18 protein-coding genes and 2 pseudogenes are annotated in these 20472 nt (G+C 37.2%); 6 read left to right on the forward strand and 14 right to left on the reverse strand.

The window, feature by feature from the left end; all coding sequences use genetic code 11:
* Positions 1 to 139 precede the first annotated feature (139 nt).
* Complete coding sequence (locus B6C84_RS07915) at positions 140 to 1327, forward strand: BaiN/RdsA family NAD(P)/FAD-dependent oxidoreductase (protein ID WP_086353788.1); 1188 nt, start codon at positions 140 to 142, stop codon at positions 1325 to 1327.
* On the opposite strand, the gene B6C84_RS07920 is transcribed toward B6C84_RS07915, so the two are convergent.
* On the reverse strand, positions 1328 to 2749 hold the full coding sequence (locus B6C84_RS07920) for a sigma-54 interaction domain-containing protein (protein WP_165755131.1): 1422 nt from the start codon (positions 2747 to 2749) through the stop codon (positions 1328 to 1330).
* A 258-nt stretch (positions 2750 to 3007) separates the two neighbouring features.
* Between B6C84_RS07920 and dokD the strand changes: the two genes are divergently transcribed.
* The 4 genes from dokD to B6C84_RS07940 are packed head-to-tail and all read left to right on the forward strand — an operon-like array spanning position 3008 to position 8456.
* Entirely contained in the window at positions 3008 to 4405 is a 1398-nt protein-coding gene (gene dokD, locus B6C84_RS07925; protein WP_034900801.1) for an ornithine/lysine decarboxylase DokD, read from the forward strand.
* Positions 4406 to 4460: 55 nt separating this feature from the next.
* On the forward strand, positions 4461 to 5873 hold the full coding sequence (locus B6C84_RS07930; protein ID WP_086353790.1) for an APC family permease: 1413 nt from the start codon (positions 4461 to 4463) through the stop codon (positions 5871 to 5873).
* A gap of 18 nt (positions 5874 to 5891) precedes the next feature.
* On the forward strand, positions 5892 to 6998 hold the full coding sequence (locus B6C84_RS07935) for an alanine/ornithine racemase family PLP-dependent enzyme (protein WP_065651534.1): 1107 nt from the start codon (positions 5892 to 5894) through the stop codon (positions 6996 to 6998).
* A 54-nt stretch (positions 6999 to 7052) separates the two neighbouring features.
* Positions 7053 to 8456: an amino acid permease gene (locus tag B6C84_RS07940; protein ID WP_217332094.1), complete on the forward strand. Its 1404-nt coding sequence runs from the start codon at positions 7053 to 7055 to the stop codon at positions 8454 to 8456.
* Between the two features lie 116 nt (positions 8457 to 8572).
* On the opposite strand, the gene B6C84_RS07945 is transcribed toward B6C84_RS07940, so the two are convergent.
* The 13 genes and pseudogenes from B6C84_RS07945 to aas form a co-directional block, all read right to left on the reverse strand.
* A complete protein-coding gene (locus B6C84_RS07945; RefSeq protein ID WP_086320475.1) occupies positions 8573 to 9178 on the reverse strand; it encodes a MarC family protein in 606 nt (201 codons plus the stop codon).
* A gap of 154 nt (positions 9179 to 9332) precedes the next feature.
* The gene (gene rplS, locus B6C84_RS07950; protein WP_034900792.1) at positions 9333 to 9683 is read right to left on the reverse strand and encodes a 50S ribosomal protein L19; all 351 of its coding nucleotides are present in this window, start codon (positions 9681 to 9683) and stop codon (positions 9333 to 9335) included.
* A 31-nt stretch (positions 9684 to 9714) separates the two neighbouring features.
* Complete coding sequence (trmD, locus tag B6C84_RS07955) at positions 9715 to 10467, reverse strand: tRNA (guanosine(37)-N1)-methyltransferase TrmD (RefSeq protein WP_065577644.1); 753 nt, start codon at positions 10465 to 10467, stop codon at positions 9715 to 9717.
* A 16-nt stretch (positions 10468 to 10483) separates the two neighbouring features.
* Positions 10484 to 11011, reverse strand: a complete 528-nt coding sequence (gene rimM, locus B6C84_RS07960) for a ribosome maturation factor RimM (protein WP_244893521.1) — start codon at positions 11009 to 11011, stop codon at positions 10484 to 10486.
* 22 nt (positions 11012 to 11033) lie between these two features.
* On the reverse strand, positions 11034 to 11282 hold the full coding sequence (gene rpsP / locus B6C84_RS07965; protein WP_034900786.1) for a 30S ribosomal protein S16: 249 nt from the start codon (positions 11280 to 11282) through the stop codon (positions 11034 to 11036).
* A 274-nt stretch (positions 11283 to 11556) separates the two neighbouring features.
* Entirely contained in the window at positions 11557 to 11925 is a 369-nt protein-coding gene (locus B6C84_RS07970) for a DUF956 family protein (RefSeq protein WP_065651529.1), read from the reverse strand.
* A 149-nt stretch (positions 11926 to 12074) separates the two neighbouring features.
* Complete coding sequence (locus B6C84_RS07975; RefSeq protein WP_065651528.1) at positions 12075 to 12986, reverse strand: PTS system mannose/fructose/sorbose family transporter subunit IID; 912 nt, start codon at positions 12984 to 12986, stop codon at positions 12075 to 12077.
* Between the two features lie 16 nt (positions 12987 to 13002).
* Entirely contained in the window at positions 13003 to 13803 is an 801-nt protein-coding gene (locus tag B6C84_RS07980) for a PTS mannose/fructose/sorbose transporter subunit IIC (protein ID WP_065577640.1), read from the reverse strand.
* Positions 13804 to 13824: 21 nt separating this feature from the next.
* A pseudogene (locus B6C84_RS11825) lies at positions 13825 to 14364 on the reverse strand (PTS sugar transporter subunit IIB); the annotation flags it as partial.
* Positions 14365 to 14432: 68 nt separating this feature from the next.
* Positions 14433 to 14796, reverse strand: a pseudogene (locus tag B6C84_RS11830) (PTS sugar transporter subunit IIA); the annotation flags it as partial.
* A 223-nt stretch (positions 14797 to 15019) separates the two neighbouring features.
* A complete protein-coding gene (gene murQ, locus B6C84_RS07990) occupies positions 15020 to 15919 on the reverse strand; it encodes an N-acetylmuramic acid 6-phosphate etherase (RefSeq protein WP_086320461.1) in 900 nt (299 codons plus the stop codon).
* A complete protein-coding gene (gene lplT / locus B6C84_RS07995; RefSeq protein WP_086353791.1) occupies positions 15906 to 17093 on the reverse strand; it encodes a lysophospholipid transporter LplT in 1188 nt (395 codons plus the stop codon). Before lplT ends, murQ begins: the two co-directional genes overlap by 14 nt.
* 15 nt (positions 17094 to 17108) lie before the next feature.
* Positions 17109 to 19256: a bifunctional acyl-ACP--phospholipid O-acyltransferase/long-chain-fatty-acid--ACP ligase gene (gene aas, locus B6C84_RS08000; protein WP_065577636.1), complete on the reverse strand. Its 2148-nt coding sequence runs from the start codon at positions 19254 to 19256 to the stop codon at positions 17109 to 17111.
* A gap of 200 nt (positions 19257 to 19456) precedes the next feature.
* Here aas and B6C84_RS08005 point away from each other — a divergent pair, with 200 nt between their 5' ends.
* Positions 19457 to 20431 carry an ornithine cyclodeaminase family protein gene (locus B6C84_RS08005; RefSeq protein WP_086353792.1) on the forward strand — a complete coding sequence of 325 codons (975 nt, stop codon included), beginning with the start codon at positions 19457 to 19459 and terminating at the stop codon, positions 20429 to 20431.
* The last annotated feature ends 41 nt before the right edge of the window (positions 20432 to 20472 follow it).

The following is a 20472-nucleotide window of genomic DNA, read 5'->3' on the forward strand; positions in this document are numbered from 1 at the left end:
ATTAAAAAAAGTTTGAGGAAAGGGGTTTTTTAGCCATAAAAATTGACTATATTTGCTGATTTTTTCCAAAATCAGGGAGTTATAATCACCAGATTTATGCTGTTATAATAGATTATCGATTATTGCTTATAGATGAAATATGCAAACTAAAATTACAATTATAGGTGCTGGAGCTGCAGGGCTTTTTTGTGCTGGTCTGTTGGGACAACAAGGTCATGATGTTACTGTTATTGATAACGGCAAAAAATTAGGCCGTAAAATCTTAATGTCTGGTGGTGGTAAATGTAATTTTACCAATCTTAATGTCGAAGCTACCCATTATATTTCTCAAAATCGCCACTTTTGTAAATCTGCTTTAAAACGGTTTAGCCAATGGGATTTTATCCAACTGGTTAATCAATATGGTATTGCCTATCATGAAAAAGATCATGGTCAACTATTTTGTGATAATTCAGCGCAAGATATTATCGATATGTTGGTCAAAGAGTGTCAAAAAGGGCAAGTTAAATTTATGTTAAAAACACAACTTGAAGATGTTGATGCAGAACAACAAGGATTTAAGTTATCTACTTCACAGGGTTGTGTTTATACCGATAAATTAATTGTGGCAACGGGTGGACAATCTATGCCTGCACTCGGTATGACCGCTATTGGTTATAAAATTGCTGAAAAATTTTCTATCCCAGTGGTATCTGTAAAAGCAGGGCTAGTGCCGTTTACCTTACATAAACCTTTGTTAGCTGTATTATCGACGTTAGCAGGAATTGCGTTACCAGTTGAAGTATCGAATGAACGCATTAGTTTTAAAGAGAATCTATTATTTACCCATCGAGGATTATCTGGACCAGCTATTTTACAAATCTCCAGTTATTGGCAAGCAGGAGAAGCCATTATGATCAATTTATTGCCTGACTTTAACTTTGAGGATGATTTTAAACCTCTGTTAGATAATAATCGTAATCAAAGTCTTAAAAATTGTTTAGCCCAAATATTACCTAAGCGGTTAATTGAAGCGTTAATGCAACTAAATTTGATTGTTGATTCAACTGTTAAACAGTTAACTCCTACTCAGCAACAAGCGCTGTATCAAACATTAACAACATGGAATGTAATACCAAATGGAACGGAAGGTTATCGCACCGCAGAAGTAACTTTAGGCGGAGTGAGTTGCGATGCGTTATCTTCAAAAACCATGGCCGCACAAAAACAACCTAATCTTTATTTTATTGGTGAGGTTGTTGATGTAGCTGGTTGGCTTGGTGGTTATAATTTCCAATGGGCTTGGAGCAGCGCATTTGCCTGCGCCCAAGCCTTGAGTCAAGTATAATCAACTATCAATAACACCCATTTGGATATGATATTTTTTCACTTTATATTGTAATGTCGTTCGTGAGATATTGAGTAATTTTGCCGCAGTAATAATTTTACCATTGGCTTGATTTAATGCATCAATGATAAGTTGCTTTTCATAGTTTTCAACTTGTTCAGTTAGATTGCCGGTTATCTCTTTAATATTTGGCTTTTCAAGCTTAGCTTCTTCTTGTGAAGAAGGGCTTGGAAGGTCAAATAACTCGTCATCAAGAACAATTTGTTGTAATTCTCCTGGCTCATTTTGTAAAACCATACTACGGACGATAGCATTCTCTAGCATTCGTACATTACCTGGCCATGGAGCTGACATTAATTGCTGCAATGCATGTTCACTGATGCCGCTGATCACCATATTGACATCAGTTTTATGTTTATCGATAAAATATCGTGCCAATACAGGGATATCTTCTTGTCTTTCCCGTAAGGCTGGAAGTTTGATTAAGCCAACATTTAATCGATAAAATAAGTCACTGCGCATTTTACCGCTTTTTAACAATTCCGCTGGAGACTCATTCATCGCCGCTACAATTCGTACATCAGCATATTTCTCTTTATTTCCACCTAAAGACCAATAGGTTTTTTCTTGCAAGAAGCGTAATAGTTTACTTTGCATTTCAAGAGGCATAGCGTTGAGTTCATCAAGAAATAAAGTTCCGCCATTGGCCAGTTCAAGATAACCTTGACGATTTTCAGCGCCGGTAAAGGCCCCTTTGACTGTCCCAAATAAGGTACTTTCAATCAAGGTGGTTGGTAAAGCACTACAGTTAAGTGAAATAAACGCCTTGTCACGGCGATGGCTAGTTTGATGAATTAATCTGGCAAATAGCTCTTTACCCGTACCTGTTTCACCAACAATTAATACCGGTACATCATTGCTGCCAAGAATATTGGTTTGATCGATAACTTCTTGCATTTTGTTCGACGCAAAAACAATTTCCGGTAGTGGTTGCTCTTTATTCTGATATAATTTTCTATTCAGGCGAAAAACCTGATCTTGCAGTTGTCTTACATTTGATAAATTACGACCTATTTCAACAGCGCCGATGATCGCTTTTTCATGATTATAAAGCGGTACTGTTGTGTGTTGATAATCAACTAATTTACCTACATGATTATAGTAAGTTTGATAAGTATCTTGATACTCCTTACCATGTAAAGCTTGTAGCATAGTACTATCTTCTTTTTTCAAATTAGGGTAAACTTTAAGCATTGGTTTACCGATGGCTTGCTCTATTGAATAACCATCAAGTTCTGCGCTTTCCTGATTGTAATAAATATATTTACCTTCTTTATCAATAATGGCCATTGGCTGATGTATTAGATCAAAAAAATGTTTAAATATTTCCAATGCTTGTAATAATTCAGGATCAATTATCATGATTCTAAAGCCTTTTAAAAATTGGATTATTGTTAAGTATAGCTAGCGTTGATTTAAATATCTTTCAAGTATTACTAAAGATAGTGACAAATTTTCGTCAGAAAAACATATTTCTTACTAAATGACTAGTATTTTATTTGTAATTATTTCGTTAAGATATTGATTATTTGTGTTTTTATAAGTTGGCACGTTGATTGCATTGTAAGTGAGTAATCTTTTTTACTTACCTTTTTTATGTACTAATTAACTGGAGGTCATATGTCCGACACAATTATGTCAAATTATAACAAATTACGTACCGATCTAATAACAAAAGATCGTCGTTTTAGTGCTCAAAACGGCAAACTTTGTTTTGATGGTGTGAATTTGGAAGAATTAGCAAAGAAATATCCAACACCTTTCTATGTATTTTCTGAAAAAGAAATCGATCGTAATATTCAGGAAATCAAAGATTCGTTCAAAGCTCATCCAAATACTAAGATTTTCTATGCGTCAAAAACCTGTTCAGTAATGGGTGTTCTTAAAGCGATTAAAGATGCAGGTATCTATGCAGAAGCGAACTCAATGTTTGAAGTGCGTAAATGTTTAGAAATTGGTTTTCCAGGTAGTCAAATTGTTTTCAACGGTGTGGTTAAAAAACCGGTTGATTTAGAATTTGCCATCCAAAACGATCTTTACATCATCAACGTTGATAGCTTATATGAATTAGATATCATCGATGAAATTTCACGTCGCTTAAAGAAAGTAGCCAATGTTTGTGTGCGTGTTGAACCAAATGTTCCATCAGCAACTCACGCAGAATTAGTTACTGCTTACCACGCTAAATCAGGTATCGATTTAGAACAAGCTGAAGAAACTTGTCGTCGTATTCTTGAAATGCCTTATGTGCATTTACGTGGTTTACATATGCACGTGGGTGACCAAGTGCCAGAAGCAGAACCATTTGCTAAAGCAACCAAAGTATTAGTTGATGAATCACGCCGTTTAGAAGAAGTTTTAGGCATTAAATTTGATTTAATCAACGTCGGTGGTGGTATTCCTGTTCCTTATAAATACGATGATGAAAATGGTAATCCATTACAAGACAACATGTATGCCGGTATTACCGCACAAGATTTCGCTGATGCGGTAATTAGTGAAGTTCACAAATGGCGTACAGACGTTGAAATCTGTATCGAACCAGGTCGTAAAGTTACCGGTTCAGCAGGTGTGCTTTTAACTGAAGTTGCTTGTGAAAAACGTAAAACTAACTACGATTTAGACGGTAACATTGAAGAACATGTTGAATGGAAATTTGTTGATGCTGGTTATAGTGTATTATCTGACAGCCAACACTTTGATTGGTTCTTCTATGTTTATGATGCGTCAAAAATTACTGAACAACATGATGAGTACATTAAATTAGCTGGTCCATTATGTGATGGTGGTGATTATTTCCACGTTGGTGTTAAAGGTGAAGAATTCTTATTACCTAAAGACACACAAATTGGCGATATCATTGCTTTCCTTGATGCTGGTGCTTATACCATCGAAAGTCAAACGGTTTATAACAATCGCCCACGTACAGCTGTTGTTATGATCGATAAAGAAGGCAAAGACCGATTGATTCGCCGTGAAGACACTTACGAGGATATGGTTGGATACGACGTGTATTAATCATGAGCTATCTGGGGCACTTAGTGCTCCAGATATTATAATGTGAGGTTATTTTATGAGTGATTCTAAAGATTCAAGTTTACTTGGTATTAAAGACATTGTGTTTATGAATGTTATTGCCATACTAAGTTTACGTCAAATTCCTAATGTTGCTCCTTATGGAGCGTCAGCAATGGTGCTTTGGCTACTTGCTGCATTTTGTCTGTTTTTCCCATTAGCTATGGTTTGTGGTGAACTTTCTACTGGTTGGCCAAAAGATGGTGGGATATTTGTTTGGGTAAAAGAAGCGTTTGGTAAACGAATTGGCTGGATAGTAGTCGTTTGTTTCCTATTTTCATGCGTGCTTTTCTTCCCACTTATGTTGCAATTTGGCTTTACGGCAATTGGTTACATGTTTAGTCCTGAATTAGCACAGAATCAGGTGTTTATTGGTGTTGGCTCCATGGTGGTATTTTGGATCTTAACATTAATGAATATCAAAGGGATGAAATGGACTAAAATCATTAACAGTGTTAGTGCATGGTTAGGGGTATTTATTCCTGCTGCTATTATCGTGTTATTAGCTATTGTCTGGTTAATGACAGGTCACCCAATGGCAACTGATTATAGTCATGTTAGTGATTGGATTCCAGATTTAAGTAGCTGGGATACTATTGTATTTTTATCAAGCATGATGTTCGCTTTTGCTGGACTTGAAGTGGCACCAATGATTGCTGGTCGTACTCGTGATCCACAACGTGACTTCCCTAAAGCAATGGCAGTATCTGCAATTGTTATTGTCGGTATCTATATGATTGGTACTTGGGCAATTAATACTTTATTACCTGCTGCTGATACTGATATTGTTGCCGGTGTAATGCAAGCGATGGAAGCTGCCGCTCAAGAGTTACATATGCCTTGGTTATTACCTGTAATGGCAATCTGTTTATTCTTTGGTGCATTGGGTCAAATTAACTCATGGTTAGTTGGTCCTATCTATATGTTACAAGAAGCATCAAAAGAAGATAATTTACTTGGCGAACGTATTGGTCGTTTACATCCGGTATATCAAACACCAGCATTTGCTTTAGTTATCCAAGCAATCATTGTAACGGTACTTTGTTTCTCAACATTCGTATCACCAAGTATTGCTGCTGCATATTGGATGTTAACTGCATTAACAACCATTTGTTACTTTATCCCTTATTTAGTGATGTTTATTGCTTACTATCGCTTACGTATTACTCAACCAGATGTACCACGTAGCTTTAAGATCCCAGGTAAAGTATTACCAATTGTTTTACCAGGTTTAGGATTCTTATCTACATTATTTGCGGTGATCTTAGTGTTTATTCCACCAGCACAAATCGATATGGGTGGATATGTTGAGTACATCGCGAAAATTGTTGGTGGTGCAGTGCTTGCAATTGTGTTAGCTGAATGGATATACCATCGCGCACAAAAACGTAATCGCTTGCAACAACAATAAGATATAGAGGAGTAATTTATGTACAAACCTATATTAGAAATTGATTTAGGTAAATTAAAAGACAATGCTCGTGTTGAAAAAGAGCTATTAGCTAAACACGGTATTGAAGTGATGGCTGTAAATAAAGTTTTTGATGGTTGCGTTGAAACTGCCAAAGCAGTTCTTGATGGCGGTATTGATGTTATTGCTGAATCAAGAACCTACAATTTGAAGAAACTTAAAGATGCTTTAAATTGTAAAACTTGTTTACTACGTAGTCCTTGTTTAAGCGAGATCAGCGAAGTAGTGAAATATGCTGATATTAGCTTGAACAGTGAAAAACAAGTTATTCAAGCACTTTCTGATGAAGCGGTAAAACAGCAAAAAGTCCATCAAGTCCTATTAATGGTTGATATGGGGGATTTACGCGAAGGGATTTGGTTTGAACATCTAGACGATATTATCGAAACGGTCAAACTGATCCTTTCTTTACCCGGTGTTGAGCTTTATGGGCTTGGTACTAACTTTAACTGCTATGGAACTGTGCTACCGACAGTGAAAAATGGTGTAGATTTTTTACACATAGCACGCAAAGTAGAAGAAGCTTGTAATATCAAGATCAAATATCTATCTGCTGGTAACTGTACAAGTTACCATCTACTTGATAAAGGGATCTGGCCAGAAGGGCTTAATCACATCCGTATTGGTGGTTTACATGAGTTTGGTATTGAGTATGTGGATATGAAATATCTTGATGAGTTTCATCACTCAAATAAACCTGTCGAGAAAGCTTGTAGTGACATGTATAAATTATATGCACAAGTTATCGAACTTAATAGTAAACCTACCGTGCCTGTTGGTGAATTAGGTGTTGATGCCTTTTTGAACAGCAAAACTTTTGTTGATCACGGTACTCGTAAACGAGCTTTGCTTGCTTTTGGTCGTCAAGATGTGCCTTCGGAAAGCTGTGTACCGGTTAATGATAACATTACGGTATTAGGTCAAACGAGTGATCATACTATCGTTGATATTGAAGATGTTTCTGAAACATTGAGAGTTGGCGATATGATCGTTTTTGAGCTTGATTACACAGCTCTGCTTATGGCTTGCCAAACCAACGGCGTAGAAAAACGATTTGTTTATTAATATATAACTGCTGCTGGGCAACCAGCAGCTATTATTGATTACTAGGCGGTTTACATGGCAACATCAGAACCTCAAGAAAGTCCTTATCCCAGTACTTTAAAGAAAAACTTAAAGAATCGTCATTTATTGATGATTTCCTTAGGTGGTTCAATTGGTACCGGATTATTTATTGGTATTGCAGCGCCACTTAGCACGGTTGGGCCTTTAGGGACCATTATCGCGTATCTACTTGCCGGCAGTATTATGCTGTCAACCATGCTTTGCTTAGGTGAACTTTCTTGTGCATTCCCTCATGCAGGGTCTTTCCAGCATTATGCATTAATGTTTATTCCACATCCTATCTGGAGTTATACTATTGGCTGGTTATATTGGTTAAGCTGGGTACTATCTATGGCTGCTGACTTAACAGCGGCGTCTATGATTGCTCATCAAGTTTTTTCCTCTATTCCTATCTACATTCTTAGTCTAATTATTCTAACTGTTATCACTTGTGTTCATTTAACCTCTGTTCGTGCTTTTGGTGAAAGTGAATACTGGTTTTCAACGATTAAAGTATTAGCTATTATTGCGTTTATTGCAGTTGGTATATATCTACTTTATCAACAATATAATCAAACGCATGAGTTACCTACCTTTAAAACCGATCAAGGTTGGTTCCCTAATGGCTTTTTATCCATCTTTGTTTGTATGACTATTGTGACTTATTCATTTCAGGGGGTGGAATTAATTGGTAGTGCCGCCGGTGAAGCGCAATCACCTCAAACGGTATTACCGAAAATTATCACCGGTGTGGCGTTTCGGATAATTTTGTTTTATGTGTTAGCGATTGCCGTGTTAGCACTGATTTATCCTTATGGTACAACACATGATGAAATTAGCCCATTTGTTTGGGTATTTAATAAAGCGGGAATTAACTTTGCTTCTTATGCGATGCTGTTTGTTATCTTTTGTGCGGCGATTTCGGCTGCTAATTCGGCGGTTTATGCCAGTTCGCGAATGTTATGGTCGATGGCTCAGGATAATTTAGCGCCAAAATCTTTTTCAAAAGTGAATAAACGTGGCGTGCCAACCAAAGGAATATTATTTATTGCTATTATTGCTTTAGTTTCGCTATTTTCCAAGTATATCGCAGCTGAAAAATTATACCTCTATTTAGTAGCAAGTACCGGACAAGTTGGCTGTTTTGCTTGGATTATTATTGCTTGGTGTCAGTATCAATTTCGCAAAGGAGTAAATGAAGGTAAATACAGTAAAGATATGATTAAATTTAAATCCCCACTATTTCCTTGGTTAGCGATGATCTCTATTACCGTTAACATTATTATTATTGTTGGCGTCTGGTTTGGTGAGTCAGGGCATTTTATTTTATTATCAGAAGTGCTTTTAATTTTTGTTATCTTAGTTTCATACTACTTTTTTAAAAAACGAAAAGTTAAGTTGGATAACCAAATAGATTAATCATATTCATTATATATGTAATCACCTAATGATTAATTATCGGTGATTACATACAATCAAATATTAATATTTGCTGACAATACGCAAATTCTATTTCTAACCTATTGTTAGCCAAATTATTTTAAGAATGCACAGACACCTGTAAATACCACTTGCGCTGCTATAGCTGATATTAATAATCCGGTTAGTTTTGATAGAATAGCAATACCGGTATTTTTTAATACTTTAGCAATGCTTTTGGCACATAGTAACATGGCGTAAATACCACTCGAGGCAATCAATAACGAAAGCGCGCCAATCAGATTTTGCATAATACCAACTGAACTCGTTCCCATAACAATGATAGTACCGATGGATGCCGGCCCCATACATAGCGGTATTGCTAATGGCACGACACTAATATCATCATCGTCACTATGAATTTTATTTTTTTCCGGTGAATCATTCATTAAAGCAACAGCGGTAATAAACAGTAATGCTCCCGAGCCAATTCTAAACGCATCGAGTGTAAAACCGAATACACTAAACATGGCATTACCAAAAAAGAATAGCACAATACCAATAATGAACACCGCACACGATGTTTTAAGTGCCGTTTTACGGCGTTGTGCTTCATCATACTGCTTAGTGCCACTTAAAAATGCACTTAGCACAGCTGGTGGCGTCATCAATGCAAATAACTTGGTTGTGGTGGCAAGAATCTCAACAAGATAGTTGTCCATAGTGTTACCTTTTTTTATCACTGGATGTTGCTTGAAATGTGTCAACGATTGTTGGCGGGAATGAACTATAATACCCATAAAAACGGTCACCATAAAGGTGACCTTTTTAATTGGATATATTTTAATTAGTTTATTAAATATGAACCAATTGGAATTAGTTAAGGCGCTCTTTGATACGAGCAGCTTTACCACGAAGTTCGCGTAAGTAGTAAAGTTTAGCTTGACGTACTTGACCACGACGTTTCACAGTAATTGAATCAACAATTGGTGAGTGAGTTTGGAATACTCGTTCAACACCTTCGCCATTCGAAATTTTACGTACTGTAAATGCAGAATGTAAACCACGATTACGAATAGCTATAACTACACCTTCATATGCTTGAAGACGTTTTTTGTTACCTTCAACAACCCATACTTTAACTTCTACCGTATCACCCGGGCGAAAAGACGGGATGTCTTTCTTCATTTGTTCTTGTTCTAATTGCTGAATAATTGCATTTTTCATAATTTTGTCTCTTACTAGTTATACTGAAATATTATTGGCTCGGTTTATCACGATATTCCTGTTGGAATTCAGCGAGTAAACGTTGCTCTTCATCAGTCAGAGCTAGATTTTCAAGAAGATCTTCTCTTCTCAACCAAGTTCGTCCTAGTGATTGTTTTAATCGCCAACGACGAATCGCTTCATGGTGACCAGACATTAATACATCGGGCACCGCCATTCCATCTAACACCTCTGGACGAGTATAGTGAGGGCAATCAAGTAAACCGTTAGCAAAAGAGTCTTCTTCTGCTGATGATTCATGATTTAATACACCCGGAATAAATCTGGCTAATGCATCAATCATTGTCATCGCCGGTAATTCACCGCCACTTAACACGTAATCCCCAATTGACCATTCTTCATCAATTTCGGTTTGGATAACGCGTTCATCTATACCTTCGTATCGTCCACAAATCAAAATCAATTTTTGATATTGTGACAACTCGCAAACTCCCTGTTGGTTTAATTTGCGCCCTTGTGGGGAAAGATAGATTACTTTAGTATCTTCACCTGCTACAGCTTTGGCTGCATGAATCGCATCTCTAAGTGGTTGTACCATCATTAACATGCCGGGACCACCACCATAAGGTCTATCGTCGACAGTCTTATGCTTATCATGCGCAAAATCGCGCGGGTTCCAATAATCTACTGTTAACAGCCCATTTTTAACGGCTCGACCAGTTACGCCATAACAGGTAATAGCTTGGAACATTTCGGGAAAAAGGCTAATTACGCCAATCCACATATTCTTACCTTACCAATTAAAATGCAGGATCCCAATCGACCACAATCATTTTTGTTGTTAAATCAACTTGTTTAATAAATTGTTCTTCAACAAAAGGGATTAAACGTTCTGTTGCTCCAAATGCATCTTTTAGATTTGCTTTAACAACCAATACATCATTAGAACCGGTTTCCATTAAATCAGTTACCTGACCTAAGTCATAACCATTAACTGTTTTTACTCGACAGCCAATCAAATCTTTCCAATAAAAATCACCTTGATTTAGTTCAGGCAATTTCTCAGCATCAACAAATACTTCAGCATTCGTTAACGCATTAGCTTGGTCGCGATCATCAACGCCTTTGAGTTTAACAATCATGTCCTGATTATGCGGTTTAAAGCTCTCAACGACTACTTCTTGCCATTTACCAGCACGCTGGATATACCAAGGTTTGTAATCAAAAATACTATCTGGAAATTCTGTAAACGAAAAAATCCTGAGCCATCCACGAATGCCGTAGCTTGAACCAAGTTTACCCACAACAATTAGATTCTCAGTATTCATCATCACAGTTACTATTACTTAATTAAGCAGCTTTTTGTGCTTGTTTGATCAATGCATTAACACGATCAGAAACAGTTGCACCTAAACCAACCCAATGATTTACGCGATCAAGATCTAAACGTAATTCTTCTGCTTTACCTTGTGCAATTGGATTAAAAAAGCCAACGCGCTCAATAAAACGACCATCACGTGGGTTACGGCTATCAGTGACAACTACTTGATAAAAAGGGCGCTTTTTAGAGCCACCACGAGCTAAACGAATAGTTACCATAACATCCTCTTAAATTAAAAAATAATCTTTCTTTTGCCCAACATGGACAAAATCAAAGCCACAGAATTATACTCTTTCTAGCAAAAAGTGCAATGATTGATTGAGTGTGAAAAAGCTTGGTGGATTCGGTTATTGGCAAGTTTTGTTATGAATGAATATAAATTAATCTTTTAACCAATTTATATTATAGATAATAAGCTTAAGCTATGTTGGTTAATTAGCTGAATTATAATATTGCGATAGTTAGCCTTTTAAATAGCTGTTTGCCCAATAATTAAGACTTTTTACGCTTAAATGCGCGAATTAAAATATCAAAAAAACCTAATGATTTAACCATTCTCTGACCATCAACATATACTCGGATAGCTCTTAATACTTGTTTGGGATCTTTAGATGCAAAGGCAAATGTACCATCTTTTTTGGTTTGTATAGAGTAACGTGATATCCATCTTCCTTTAAAAAATACCGATGCGATGACATAATCGACTTCTTCCCAAGGTATTTGAATATATTTGCGGGGATCTCGCTGATGATAAAATTCGAAAGCTTTATCGCCAATCATAATATGACCGTATTCTGAAAGTCCTGAAAAAGCAGTCGCTTTTACGGTTAAATCTATTTTGCTATTTAATGACTGAACCATTTAGTTGTTTGTATCCCTTATGCAAATTTGAGTTACTCATTACACCCTTTTTCGATTATTTTGAAAAAGGGTGATTAATGTTTGAGGAAAGCGACAATTTTTGCTTTAAAAAGTGCTCTCCTCAATTTTTTTAGTCAAAACGATTATTTCTATAAAAGACCAACAACGTGACCAATAATACCGACTAAAAATAGTCCAAGAATAATTAAAATTGGCGATACTTTTTTACGAAGTAACCACATACATAAGAAAGTTAATAATAATGGCACCAGTCCAGGTATTAACTGATCTAAGTTATTTTGTAAGGTGGTGACTTTTTCTTGGTTAAGCGCTAATCCACTTTGCATTTGAATCAATGCTTGGTGAATACCTTCGGCACCAGCTGGAAGGGAATTCCAATCGATAAATGCACCATTATCTAATTTAACTGTCGATACAATTGGTTGGAATTTTATTGAAACCCATCTTTGCACTAATGCTGCTAGTACAAACATCCCCAAGATAGATGCACCTTTGGTGATTTTTTGTAGCAAACCACCACCTAAATTATCGGTAATTTTTGAACCAGTACGGTACCCGAATTCTTGGGTAAACCACATAAAGCTCCAACGAATAATATTCCAAAATAAGAAGAATAAAATTGGTCCTAAAATGTTACCGCTTAGGGCGAGTGATGCACCAAGTGCGCCGAGCATCGGACGAACAGTAAACCAGAACACCGGATCACCTACACCGGCTAAAGGTCCCATCATTCCCACTTTTACCCCTTGAATTGCAACATCATCAACCGGTGCACCATTAGCTCGTTCTTCTTCTAAGGCTAGAGTTACACCTAGTACTGGTGATGCTAAATAAGGGTGAGTATTAAAAAATTCTAAATGGCGTTTCAAAGCTGCTGAACGATCTTCTTTTGTGGTATATAATTTTTTGATAGCGGGAATCATTGAATAGGCCCAACCACCATTTTGCATACGTTCATAATTCCAAGAACCTTGGAGGAAAGTTGAACGCCAAGCTACCGCTAAACGGTCTTTTTTGCTTAATTGAATTCGATCTGTCATGTTCTTCTCCAAGTTCCTAGTAATCATTCAAAATATCATCAAGTGGATCGCCTTTACTTCCACCGTTTGATGAATTGCCACGTTCAGAAAGGTTTATATAAATCAGTGCTAAAGCGATACCTAAGGCACCGAGTGCAATTAAAGTTAATTGTGATATCGCGGCAACGACAAAACCGATAATGAAAAATGGCCAAACTTCACGGTTTGCCATCATATTGATTACCATAGCATAACCAACGGCAACAACCATTCCACCACCAATAGCCATACCCGTTGTTAACCATTCAGGCATTGCGTTTAACGCTTCTTTGACGGCTTCAGCAGGAATAAATAATAATGCAGCAGCTGGAATAGCAATACGTAGACCTTGTAAACAAACACCTAACATTTGTAGCCATTCTATTTTGCGAATATTACCTTCTTCAGCCGCAGCATCCATTAAGTGTACTAAAGGTACGGCAATTGTTCGCACAATCATAGTTAAAAATAGGCCAGCAACAGCAAGTGGAATGGCGACGGCAATCGCAGTTGATACACCTGCAACACCTTGACCACCAAGCACTAAGATAATCGATGAAGCTACAGCAGCAAGAGCTGCATCGGGTGCTACTGCTGCACCAATATTCGCCCAACCTAATGCAATCATCTGTAATGATCCACCAAGTACGACGCCTGCTTCTAGATTACCTGTTACCAGACCAATTAACGAACAAGCAACCAATGGTTGGTGGAATTGGAATTGATCCAAAATACCTTCCATCCCGGCTAAAAAAGCAATAACTATCACTAGAATGATAGCAACAATTGATAAAGTCATAATAATAACCCCTTAATTAAACTAATTTTGTTCAGCTAATTCTTGTTTCGCTTTTTTTAATAATTCATCCATATTATCGTTTGAATCATTAGGTACTTTGCGAACATCAAATTTCACATTTTTCGCTTTCAATTTTTCGAATGCGTCAACATCTTGAGCGCTCATTGATAACACTTTGTTGACCATTACTTTGCCAACTGAATGTGCCATTGAACCCACATTTAATGTTTCAATATCGACACCACCGTCTAAAGCTCGCAGTACATCTTCAGGGTTTTCGAACAGTAATAAGGCTTTGGTATTGCCAAAACGCGGATCATGGGCAACTTGAATAATCTTTTTAATTGGCACGACATTAGCTTTAACACCAGGAGGAGCCGCCTCTTCAATTAGTTTTTTCCGTAATTCATCTTTGGCTACTGAATCAGAAACCACGATAATCCGGTTAGGATTAGTTGCTTTAGTCCAAGACGTTGCCACCTGACCATGTAATAAGCGCGAATCAACACGAGCTAATACTATTTTCAACTTACCATCACCTAACACAGTACCTTCTGGGATAGTATTTGATTGTTGGTTGTTTACTTGTGGTTTAGCCGCAATTTCAACAGTTGTTCGAATTCCTTCTTGACCTGACTCTATAATTGCTGCAGCCACTTGTTTGGCACTATCCATGGATAAACGTGATGAATAGGCTTCGATCAGCATGGGAAGGTTCAAGCCAGCAACGATAGCCCAATTTGGGTGTTCGCCACAGAGTGTATTGGCTTGATTAAATGGCGTTCCACCCCATAAATCAACTAAAAACAGTACTTCGTTTTGGTTATCGAAAGTAGCTATTGCTGCTAGCATCCGTTCTTTTAAACTATCTGGACTATCACTTGGGTGCAAGGTAACGGCTTTAACGTTTTCTTGCTCGCCAAATATCATCGTCCCTGATTGTAAAATACCTTCAGCAAACTCACCATGAGTTGCTAGGATAATTCCAACCATAACGTACCTCCTAGGTTTCTATATTATTGCTAATATAAAGTTAATAAAATAAAGCAAAGTAATTTTATTTTAGTTAACAAAATAAGCTATTACCTTGATCTGTATCAAAGATTAATAACAATAATTGTCAACTGATTAAATAATCTTCATTTAACTAACATATAAAGATTATGCCATGCTTTCTAAGACTACTGTTCAATAAGAGAATAAATTAGGTATTATTTTATACTAATGCTTTACGAATGAAGCCATTATTTTGTTCTAGTTTTGTTTTTGCTTGCTGAGCGGTTAGTCCGGCAAGAATCATTAAAATAGCTGTTTTACAATGTTGATTACATTGATTTAACGTTGTTATAGCTGTATCTCGGTTGCAATCAGTGGCTTGCATAACAATTGATATTTGCCTTTCAACAAGCTTAGCATTAGTGGCTTCAACATCAACCATTAAATTACCATAAACTTTGCCGATTTTAATCATACTGGCAGTTGTTAACATATTGAGGATCATCTTTTGTGCAGTGCCGGCTTTCATTCTTGATGAACCGGTAATGACTTCGGCTCCGACAATAGGGGTAATGGCAATATTAGCCAAACTAATCATTGGTGCATTAGGATTGCAACATAAACTTACCACTGTAGCGCCAAGTGATTTTGCATATTGCATGCCACCAATAACATAAGGTGTGCGCCCACTAGCCGCGATACCAACTAAGATATCTTTAGCACTAAAATTAATGTGTTTTAGATCATTAATCGCCAATTCAGGTGAATCTTCTGCGTTTTCTACCGCTTTAAATATGGCAGGGTGCCCGCCAGCAATTAATCCAACCACTTGCTCAGGTGATGTTCCGTAAGTAGGAGGGCACTCACTGGCATCTAAAATTCCTAACCTCCCCGAGGTGCCGGCACCAAGGTAAATTAAGCGACCATGATTTAGGAAAGCATGGCTGATTGCATCAACTGCAATAGCTATATTGGCTAGCTGTTTTTCGACTGCGATTGCTACTCGTTTATCTTCATTATTAATAATTTGCAGAATTTCAAGTGTCGATGCGCAGTCAATATTTTCACTAACACTATTACGATTTTCGGTGACCATAGCCGATAGATTAATGTTTGGCATGTGATTTTAATCCTAACCATACAAACGCGATAAGAATAGCAAATAGCATACCAAAACCGACGCCAATTGTAATGACTGATAATCCACCAGCGACAGCTAAAGTATAAGCACTAAGCATAATCATCATTGCACTATACTCACTTAAGTTCTGTATCGAAATAACACTACCTGCACCGATAAGCTCTTTACCTATTTTTTGAATTGACGCATTTAGTGGAACTAAAAAATAACCGCCTAATGCACCAATCACAACTAATAATATATAAGAACTAATCATATTACTTTGTAGCGTGAATGCGATAACCGCCAATCCCATTAATATTCCTGCTGGAATACAGCGAAAGGTATTGGATATTGAAACCGTCGCACTAGCAAGCCCTGCGCCAACAACAATACCTATTGCCACAACCGCATTTAGATTAGTTGGCGTTGAATTGTCGGTAATACCTAAAACAATTGGTACCCAGCTGATTAATAAGAAACGCAGAGTAATGCCGGCTCCCCAAAATAGGCTAGTGCCGAGTAAAGTATAAAGTGCTTGTTTATTGTTGAAGATGATTTTAAAGGTTTTAGCAAAATCTTTTATCATACTCATAAACTTCCACTCAATATCTTGTCGAGCAGCAGGTAGTTTGGGGATAAAAATATTTGCTATCATCGCCAGCCCATACATAACAACACAAGTAAGCAACGCTAATGTAATATCTAAATCAGCAATATGGCCACCCGCAAGTGAACCAAGTAAAATAGCTGCAATGGTTGACGCTTCTATTAAGCCATTCGCTTTAACTAAATTATCGCCAGAAGTAAGTTCTCCTAAAATACCATATTTTGCTGGTGAGTAACCGGCAGCGCCAACACCGACTAAAAAATAGCCTAAAAATGGATTGATATTTAAGCAGATAATCGCTGCGCCTATTAATTTTACTCCATTTGCAATCATCATCGCTTTGCCTTTCGATATACTGTCAGCAAATTGACCAACAAAAGGTGAAAGAAGGATAAAAGGAATTACAAAACCGATTTGCAATGCCGATTGGCTCCATTCTGGATAATGGAGCTGCTTAATAAAAGCAAGGATAGCAAAAAAAATGGCATTGTCAGCGAAGGCTGAAAAAAACTGAGCTAGCATGGTCGCAGCCATGCCAACTGATAACAATGGTTGTTTAGACATATCGAATCCTTGCTGTTATTGATTCTCATCGGCCATTTTGCGTAAGGTAATAAAATCGATTTTACCTGTACCCAATAATGGTAACTCTTTAACAACACGAATATCTCGAGGGATCGCTAATGCCGGGATACCTAAATCCTGCGCTGCTTGATTCAGCTGTTCCCTAGTTAATTTAGTCGAGGTTGTAAATAGCACAATAGCCTCTCCTTTGGCTGCATCGGCTTTTACTGTTGCGCCATGCATGGCATCAACATCGACCTTTTTAGCTAAAGCTTCAACACTTTCAAGTGAGACCATTTCGCCAGCAATTTTTGCAAAACGTTTTAATCGTCCTTTGATAGTTAAAAATTCATCTTTATCAATCGCAACGATATCACCGGTATCATACCAACCTTTATCCACATTACCGTTTTCATCAATAGCAACTGGTTCTTCAAGTACCCCTGGTTTTTCAACCCGTAAGTACCCCTTCATTACGTTAGGTCCTTTAAGTTGTAGCTCTCCGCCATTGCTAATGCCTGGAACAGGTATTAATCTTGACTCCATGCCCGGTAATAAACGACCAACAGTACCAGCTTTAAATGCCATCGGTACATTAAGAGCAACAACTGGTGCACATTCGGTTACACCATAACCTTCTAAGATTCGAATACCGTATTTATCTTTCCATTGTTCACGCACCGCATCAGAAAGTTTTTCAGCACCAGCGACTACGTAGCGTAAACGCATAAAATCGTATGGATGTGCATAACGGGCGTAGTTGGCTAAAAATGTTGGTGTTCCAAATAACACCGTACAGTTTTGGTCATAAATGATTTCCGGTACCATACGATAATGTAATGGGTTTGGATATAAAAACGTACGACTGCCAGAGAACAACGGTAAAAATAAGCCTGCGGTGATGCCAAAAGCGTGAAAAAGAGGTAACGCCGACATAAAACGGTCTGCAGGCGTTGGATCGATAACAGTACGAATTTGTTCGACATTAGCCAATAAACTGCCATGGCTATGCACAACTCCTTTCGGATTGCCTTCTGAGCCGGAAGTAAATAGGACTAATGCCTCGTCTTGACTTGATTGTCGTCGTTTAACTAATCGAGGAATGTATTGATGTACAGCAACGTATAGTTTATCAAAAAAGTTCAAACTGCTACGCAAATCTTCAAGGAAATACCAATTTACATCGTTAATTTCTTCTAATAGGTGATCAAGCTTCCCTTTTTTAATAAATTTACGTGAAGTAATAATGGTTTTTATTTCAGCTGCAGTAATTGCACAGGTTAATCCTTTAGTACCAGCCGTGTAGTTGAGCATTGCTGGAATACGATTTTTAACTGATAAACCAAAAATAGTGGCAACAGTAATTGTTGCATTAGGTAGTAATAGGCCAACTCGTTCTTTCGGTTTGGTAATTTTAGAAATAATACAACTTACACCGATGATCTGCTTAAGTAAGTTTCGATAGGAGGCTTCATGAGTGGTAGGGTCTTGAACCATTCGTGATTTTACGCCATAACGAACTTGAGCTTCGAGTAGAGCCTCAAAAAGGGTTAATTTAGGGCGACTTGCCATTCTGGCATTCATCATAATTTGATGTAATTTTTCACCAGCAATATATCTTCGATCACTTGCTTTTGCTGCGTCAGGCATTGGGATTGATTTTGGTTCCAATACATGAATAGTAATTTTTGGAAATAGACGACGTTTAAATAGGCCTTTTAAGCGACTGGTTAAGGTAAATTCGGCTCCTTCTATCCAAACAGGTACAATGGTCGCCTGAGAACGTGCCGCAACAAATGCCGCACCGTCATAAATCTTCATTAATGATCCGGTTATGGTAATTCGACCTTCCGGAAAAATAACAATTGGTCGGCCTTTTTCAATTTCACGGACCAATTTTTTTATTGCCATAGGACTTAATGGATCCATTGGCACAAAATCGACATAGCGTTTGGCTAAACGAACTAGCCAGTGATTAATATATCCTGCGTAGATAGCAAATACTGGTTTTACTGGTAAAAATACGCCGATTAAAACGCCATCTAGGAAGGAAACATGATTAGGGGTGATAAGAAGTCTGTCTTGTTTTAGGTTATCAAGATTACCTTGAATCTTGACATGGAATAAAATCTTTAAAAAAAATTTTAATATTTTAAATAACATTTGATTTCTCAATTTCCGTGCAAAATTGCACTCTGTCATAATAGTGAAAATAATTACAATATACAAGAAGCTAAATTTCAATTGAATTTAATTTAAATTAAACAATTTGTTATGCGAATTCTTCTAGTTTGAAATATTAATTAATAGACAATAAATAGTAAAAAAGTAAAATAAAAGTTAAATAACTGTAAGGAATGAAAATGTTAGTTTTAACAGCTCAAGATATCCAACAATTTTATACCATGAAAGATGCTGTAGCAGCAGATAAGCAAGCATTAAAAATTTATACTCAAGGTAATAGTGAAGTGCCTTTACGTATTAATTTTGATATGCAAAAAGGACAATGCCTAGTTATGCCTGCCCATATTAAAGAAAACGATGTTGTTGGTTTAAAGATTGTTTCGGTTTTTCCTGATAATCCTAAATTGGGCAAACCATCAGTTCCGGCACAAGTGTTTATGATCGATCCTCAAACGGGCGAAGTTTGTGCGATATTAGATGGAACCTTTGTTACGCAATTGCGAACCGGTGCGGTACAAGGCGCTGCCACGGATTTATTAGCTAAAAAAGATGCTAAACGAGCAGTATTAATTGGTACTGGTGGGCAAGCAGCGGCACAATTAGAAGCTATGTTAACGGTACGGCAGTTAACCGATGTAGCTATTTATGGACTTGATGCCAAAAAAGGCAAGCAGTTTACTGAAGAGATGAAACAACGCTTCGCCCATTTTTCGGCTAACCTCTATTTTTCACAAGATTTGGATGAAGATATTCGCCATGCTGATATTATTACTTCAGTGACTACATCAAAAGAAGTGACTTTCAATGGTGAGCTAGTTAAACCCGGAACTCATATCAATGGTGTAGGTGCTTACACACCTGAAATGCACGAAATCCCAAGTAATATAGTGGCAAAAGCAGATATTCGTGTACTTGATACTAAAGATGGTGTATTTGCTGAAGCTGGTGATATTATCGACCCAATTAATCAAAATTTGGTCACAAAACAAGATTTTTATGAATTGGGAGATTTAGTTATCGATCCGCAAAAATGTCGTCATAACGATCAGCAAATCACGTTATTTAAAACAGTGGGAACGGCAGTTTTAGATGTCTATGTCGGTTATGATATTTATCAGAAAGCTAAACAAAAGGGTATTGGAACTACTATCTAATAATTGTTTTTAACTCCAAATCATCCCTTAACCAAAAATTT

The organism is Gilliamella apis, from assembly GCF_002142155.1.
GTDB classification, from domain to species: Bacteria; Pseudomonadota; Gammaproteobacteria; order Enterobacterales; family Orbaceae; genus Gilliamella; species Gilliamella apis.

Bases quoted from the DNA above. Each gene is read 5' to 3' on its own strand.
- B6C84_RS07915 (WP_086353788.1), top strand. From the start codon at position 140: ATGCAAACTAAAATTACAATTATAGGTGCTGGAGCTGCAGGGCTTTTT.
- B6C84_RS07920 (WP_165755131.1), bottom strand. From the start codon at position 2,749: ATGATAATTGATCCTGAATTATTACAAGCATTGGAAATATTTAAACAT.
- dokD (WP_034900801.1), top strand. From the start codon at position 3,008: ATGTCCGACACAATTATGTCAAATTATAACAAATTACGTACCGATCTA.
- B6C84_RS07930 (WP_086353790.1), top strand. From the start codon at position 4,461: ATGAGTGATTCTAAAGATTCAAGTTTACTTGGTATTAAAGACATTGTG.
- B6C84_RS07935 (WP_065651534.1), top strand. From the start codon at position 5,892: ATGTACAAACCTATATTAGAAATTGATTTAGGTAAATTAAAAGACAAT.
- B6C84_RS07940 (WP_217332094.1), top strand. From the start codon at position 7,053: ATGGCAACATCAGAACCTCAAGAAAGTCCTTATCCCAGTACTTTAAAG.
- B6C84_RS07945 (WP_086320475.1), bottom strand. From the start codon at position 9,178: ATGGACAACTATCTTGTTGAGATTCTTGCCACCACAACCAAGTTATTT.
- rplS (WP_034900792.1), bottom strand. From the start codon at position 9,683: ATGAAAAATGCAATTATTCAGCAATTAGAACAAGAACAAATGAAGAAA.
- trmD (WP_065577644.1), bottom strand. From the start codon at position 10,467: ATGTGGATTGGCGTAATTAGCCTTTTTCCCGAAATGTTCCAAGCTATT.
- rimM (WP_244893521.1), bottom strand. From the start codon at position 11,011: ATGAATACTGAGAATCTAATTGTTGTGGGTAAACTTGGTTCAAGCTAC.
- rpsP (WP_034900786.1), bottom strand. From the start codon at position 11,282: ATGGTAACTATTCGTTTAGCTCGTGGTGGCTCTAAAAAGCGCCCTTTT.
- B6C84_RS07970 (WP_065651529.1), bottom strand. From the start codon at position 11,925: ATGGTTCAGTCATTAAATAGCAAAATAGATTTAACCGTAAAAGCGACT.
- B6C84_RS07975 (WP_065651528.1), bottom strand. From the start codon at position 12,986: ATGACAGATCGAATTCAATTAAGCAAAAAAGACCGTTTAGCGGTAGCT.
- B6C84_RS07980 (WP_065577640.1), bottom strand. From the start codon at position 13,803: ATGACTTTATCAATTGTTGCTATCATTCTAGTGATAGTTATTGCTTTT.
- murQ (WP_086320461.1), bottom strand. From the start codon at position 15,919: ATGCCAAACATTAATCTATCGGCTATGGTCACCGAAAATCGTAATAGT.
- lplT (WP_086353791.1), bottom strand. From the start codon at position 17,093: ATGTCTAAACAACCATTGTTATCAGTTGGCATGGCTGCGACCATGCTA.
- aas (WP_065577636.1), bottom strand. From the start codon at position 19,256: ATGTTATTTAAAATATTAAAATTTTTTTTAAAGATTTTATTCCATGTC.
- B6C84_RS08005 (WP_086353792.1), top strand. From the start codon at position 19,457: ATGTTAGTTTTAACAGCTCAAGATATCCAACAATTTTATACCATGAAA.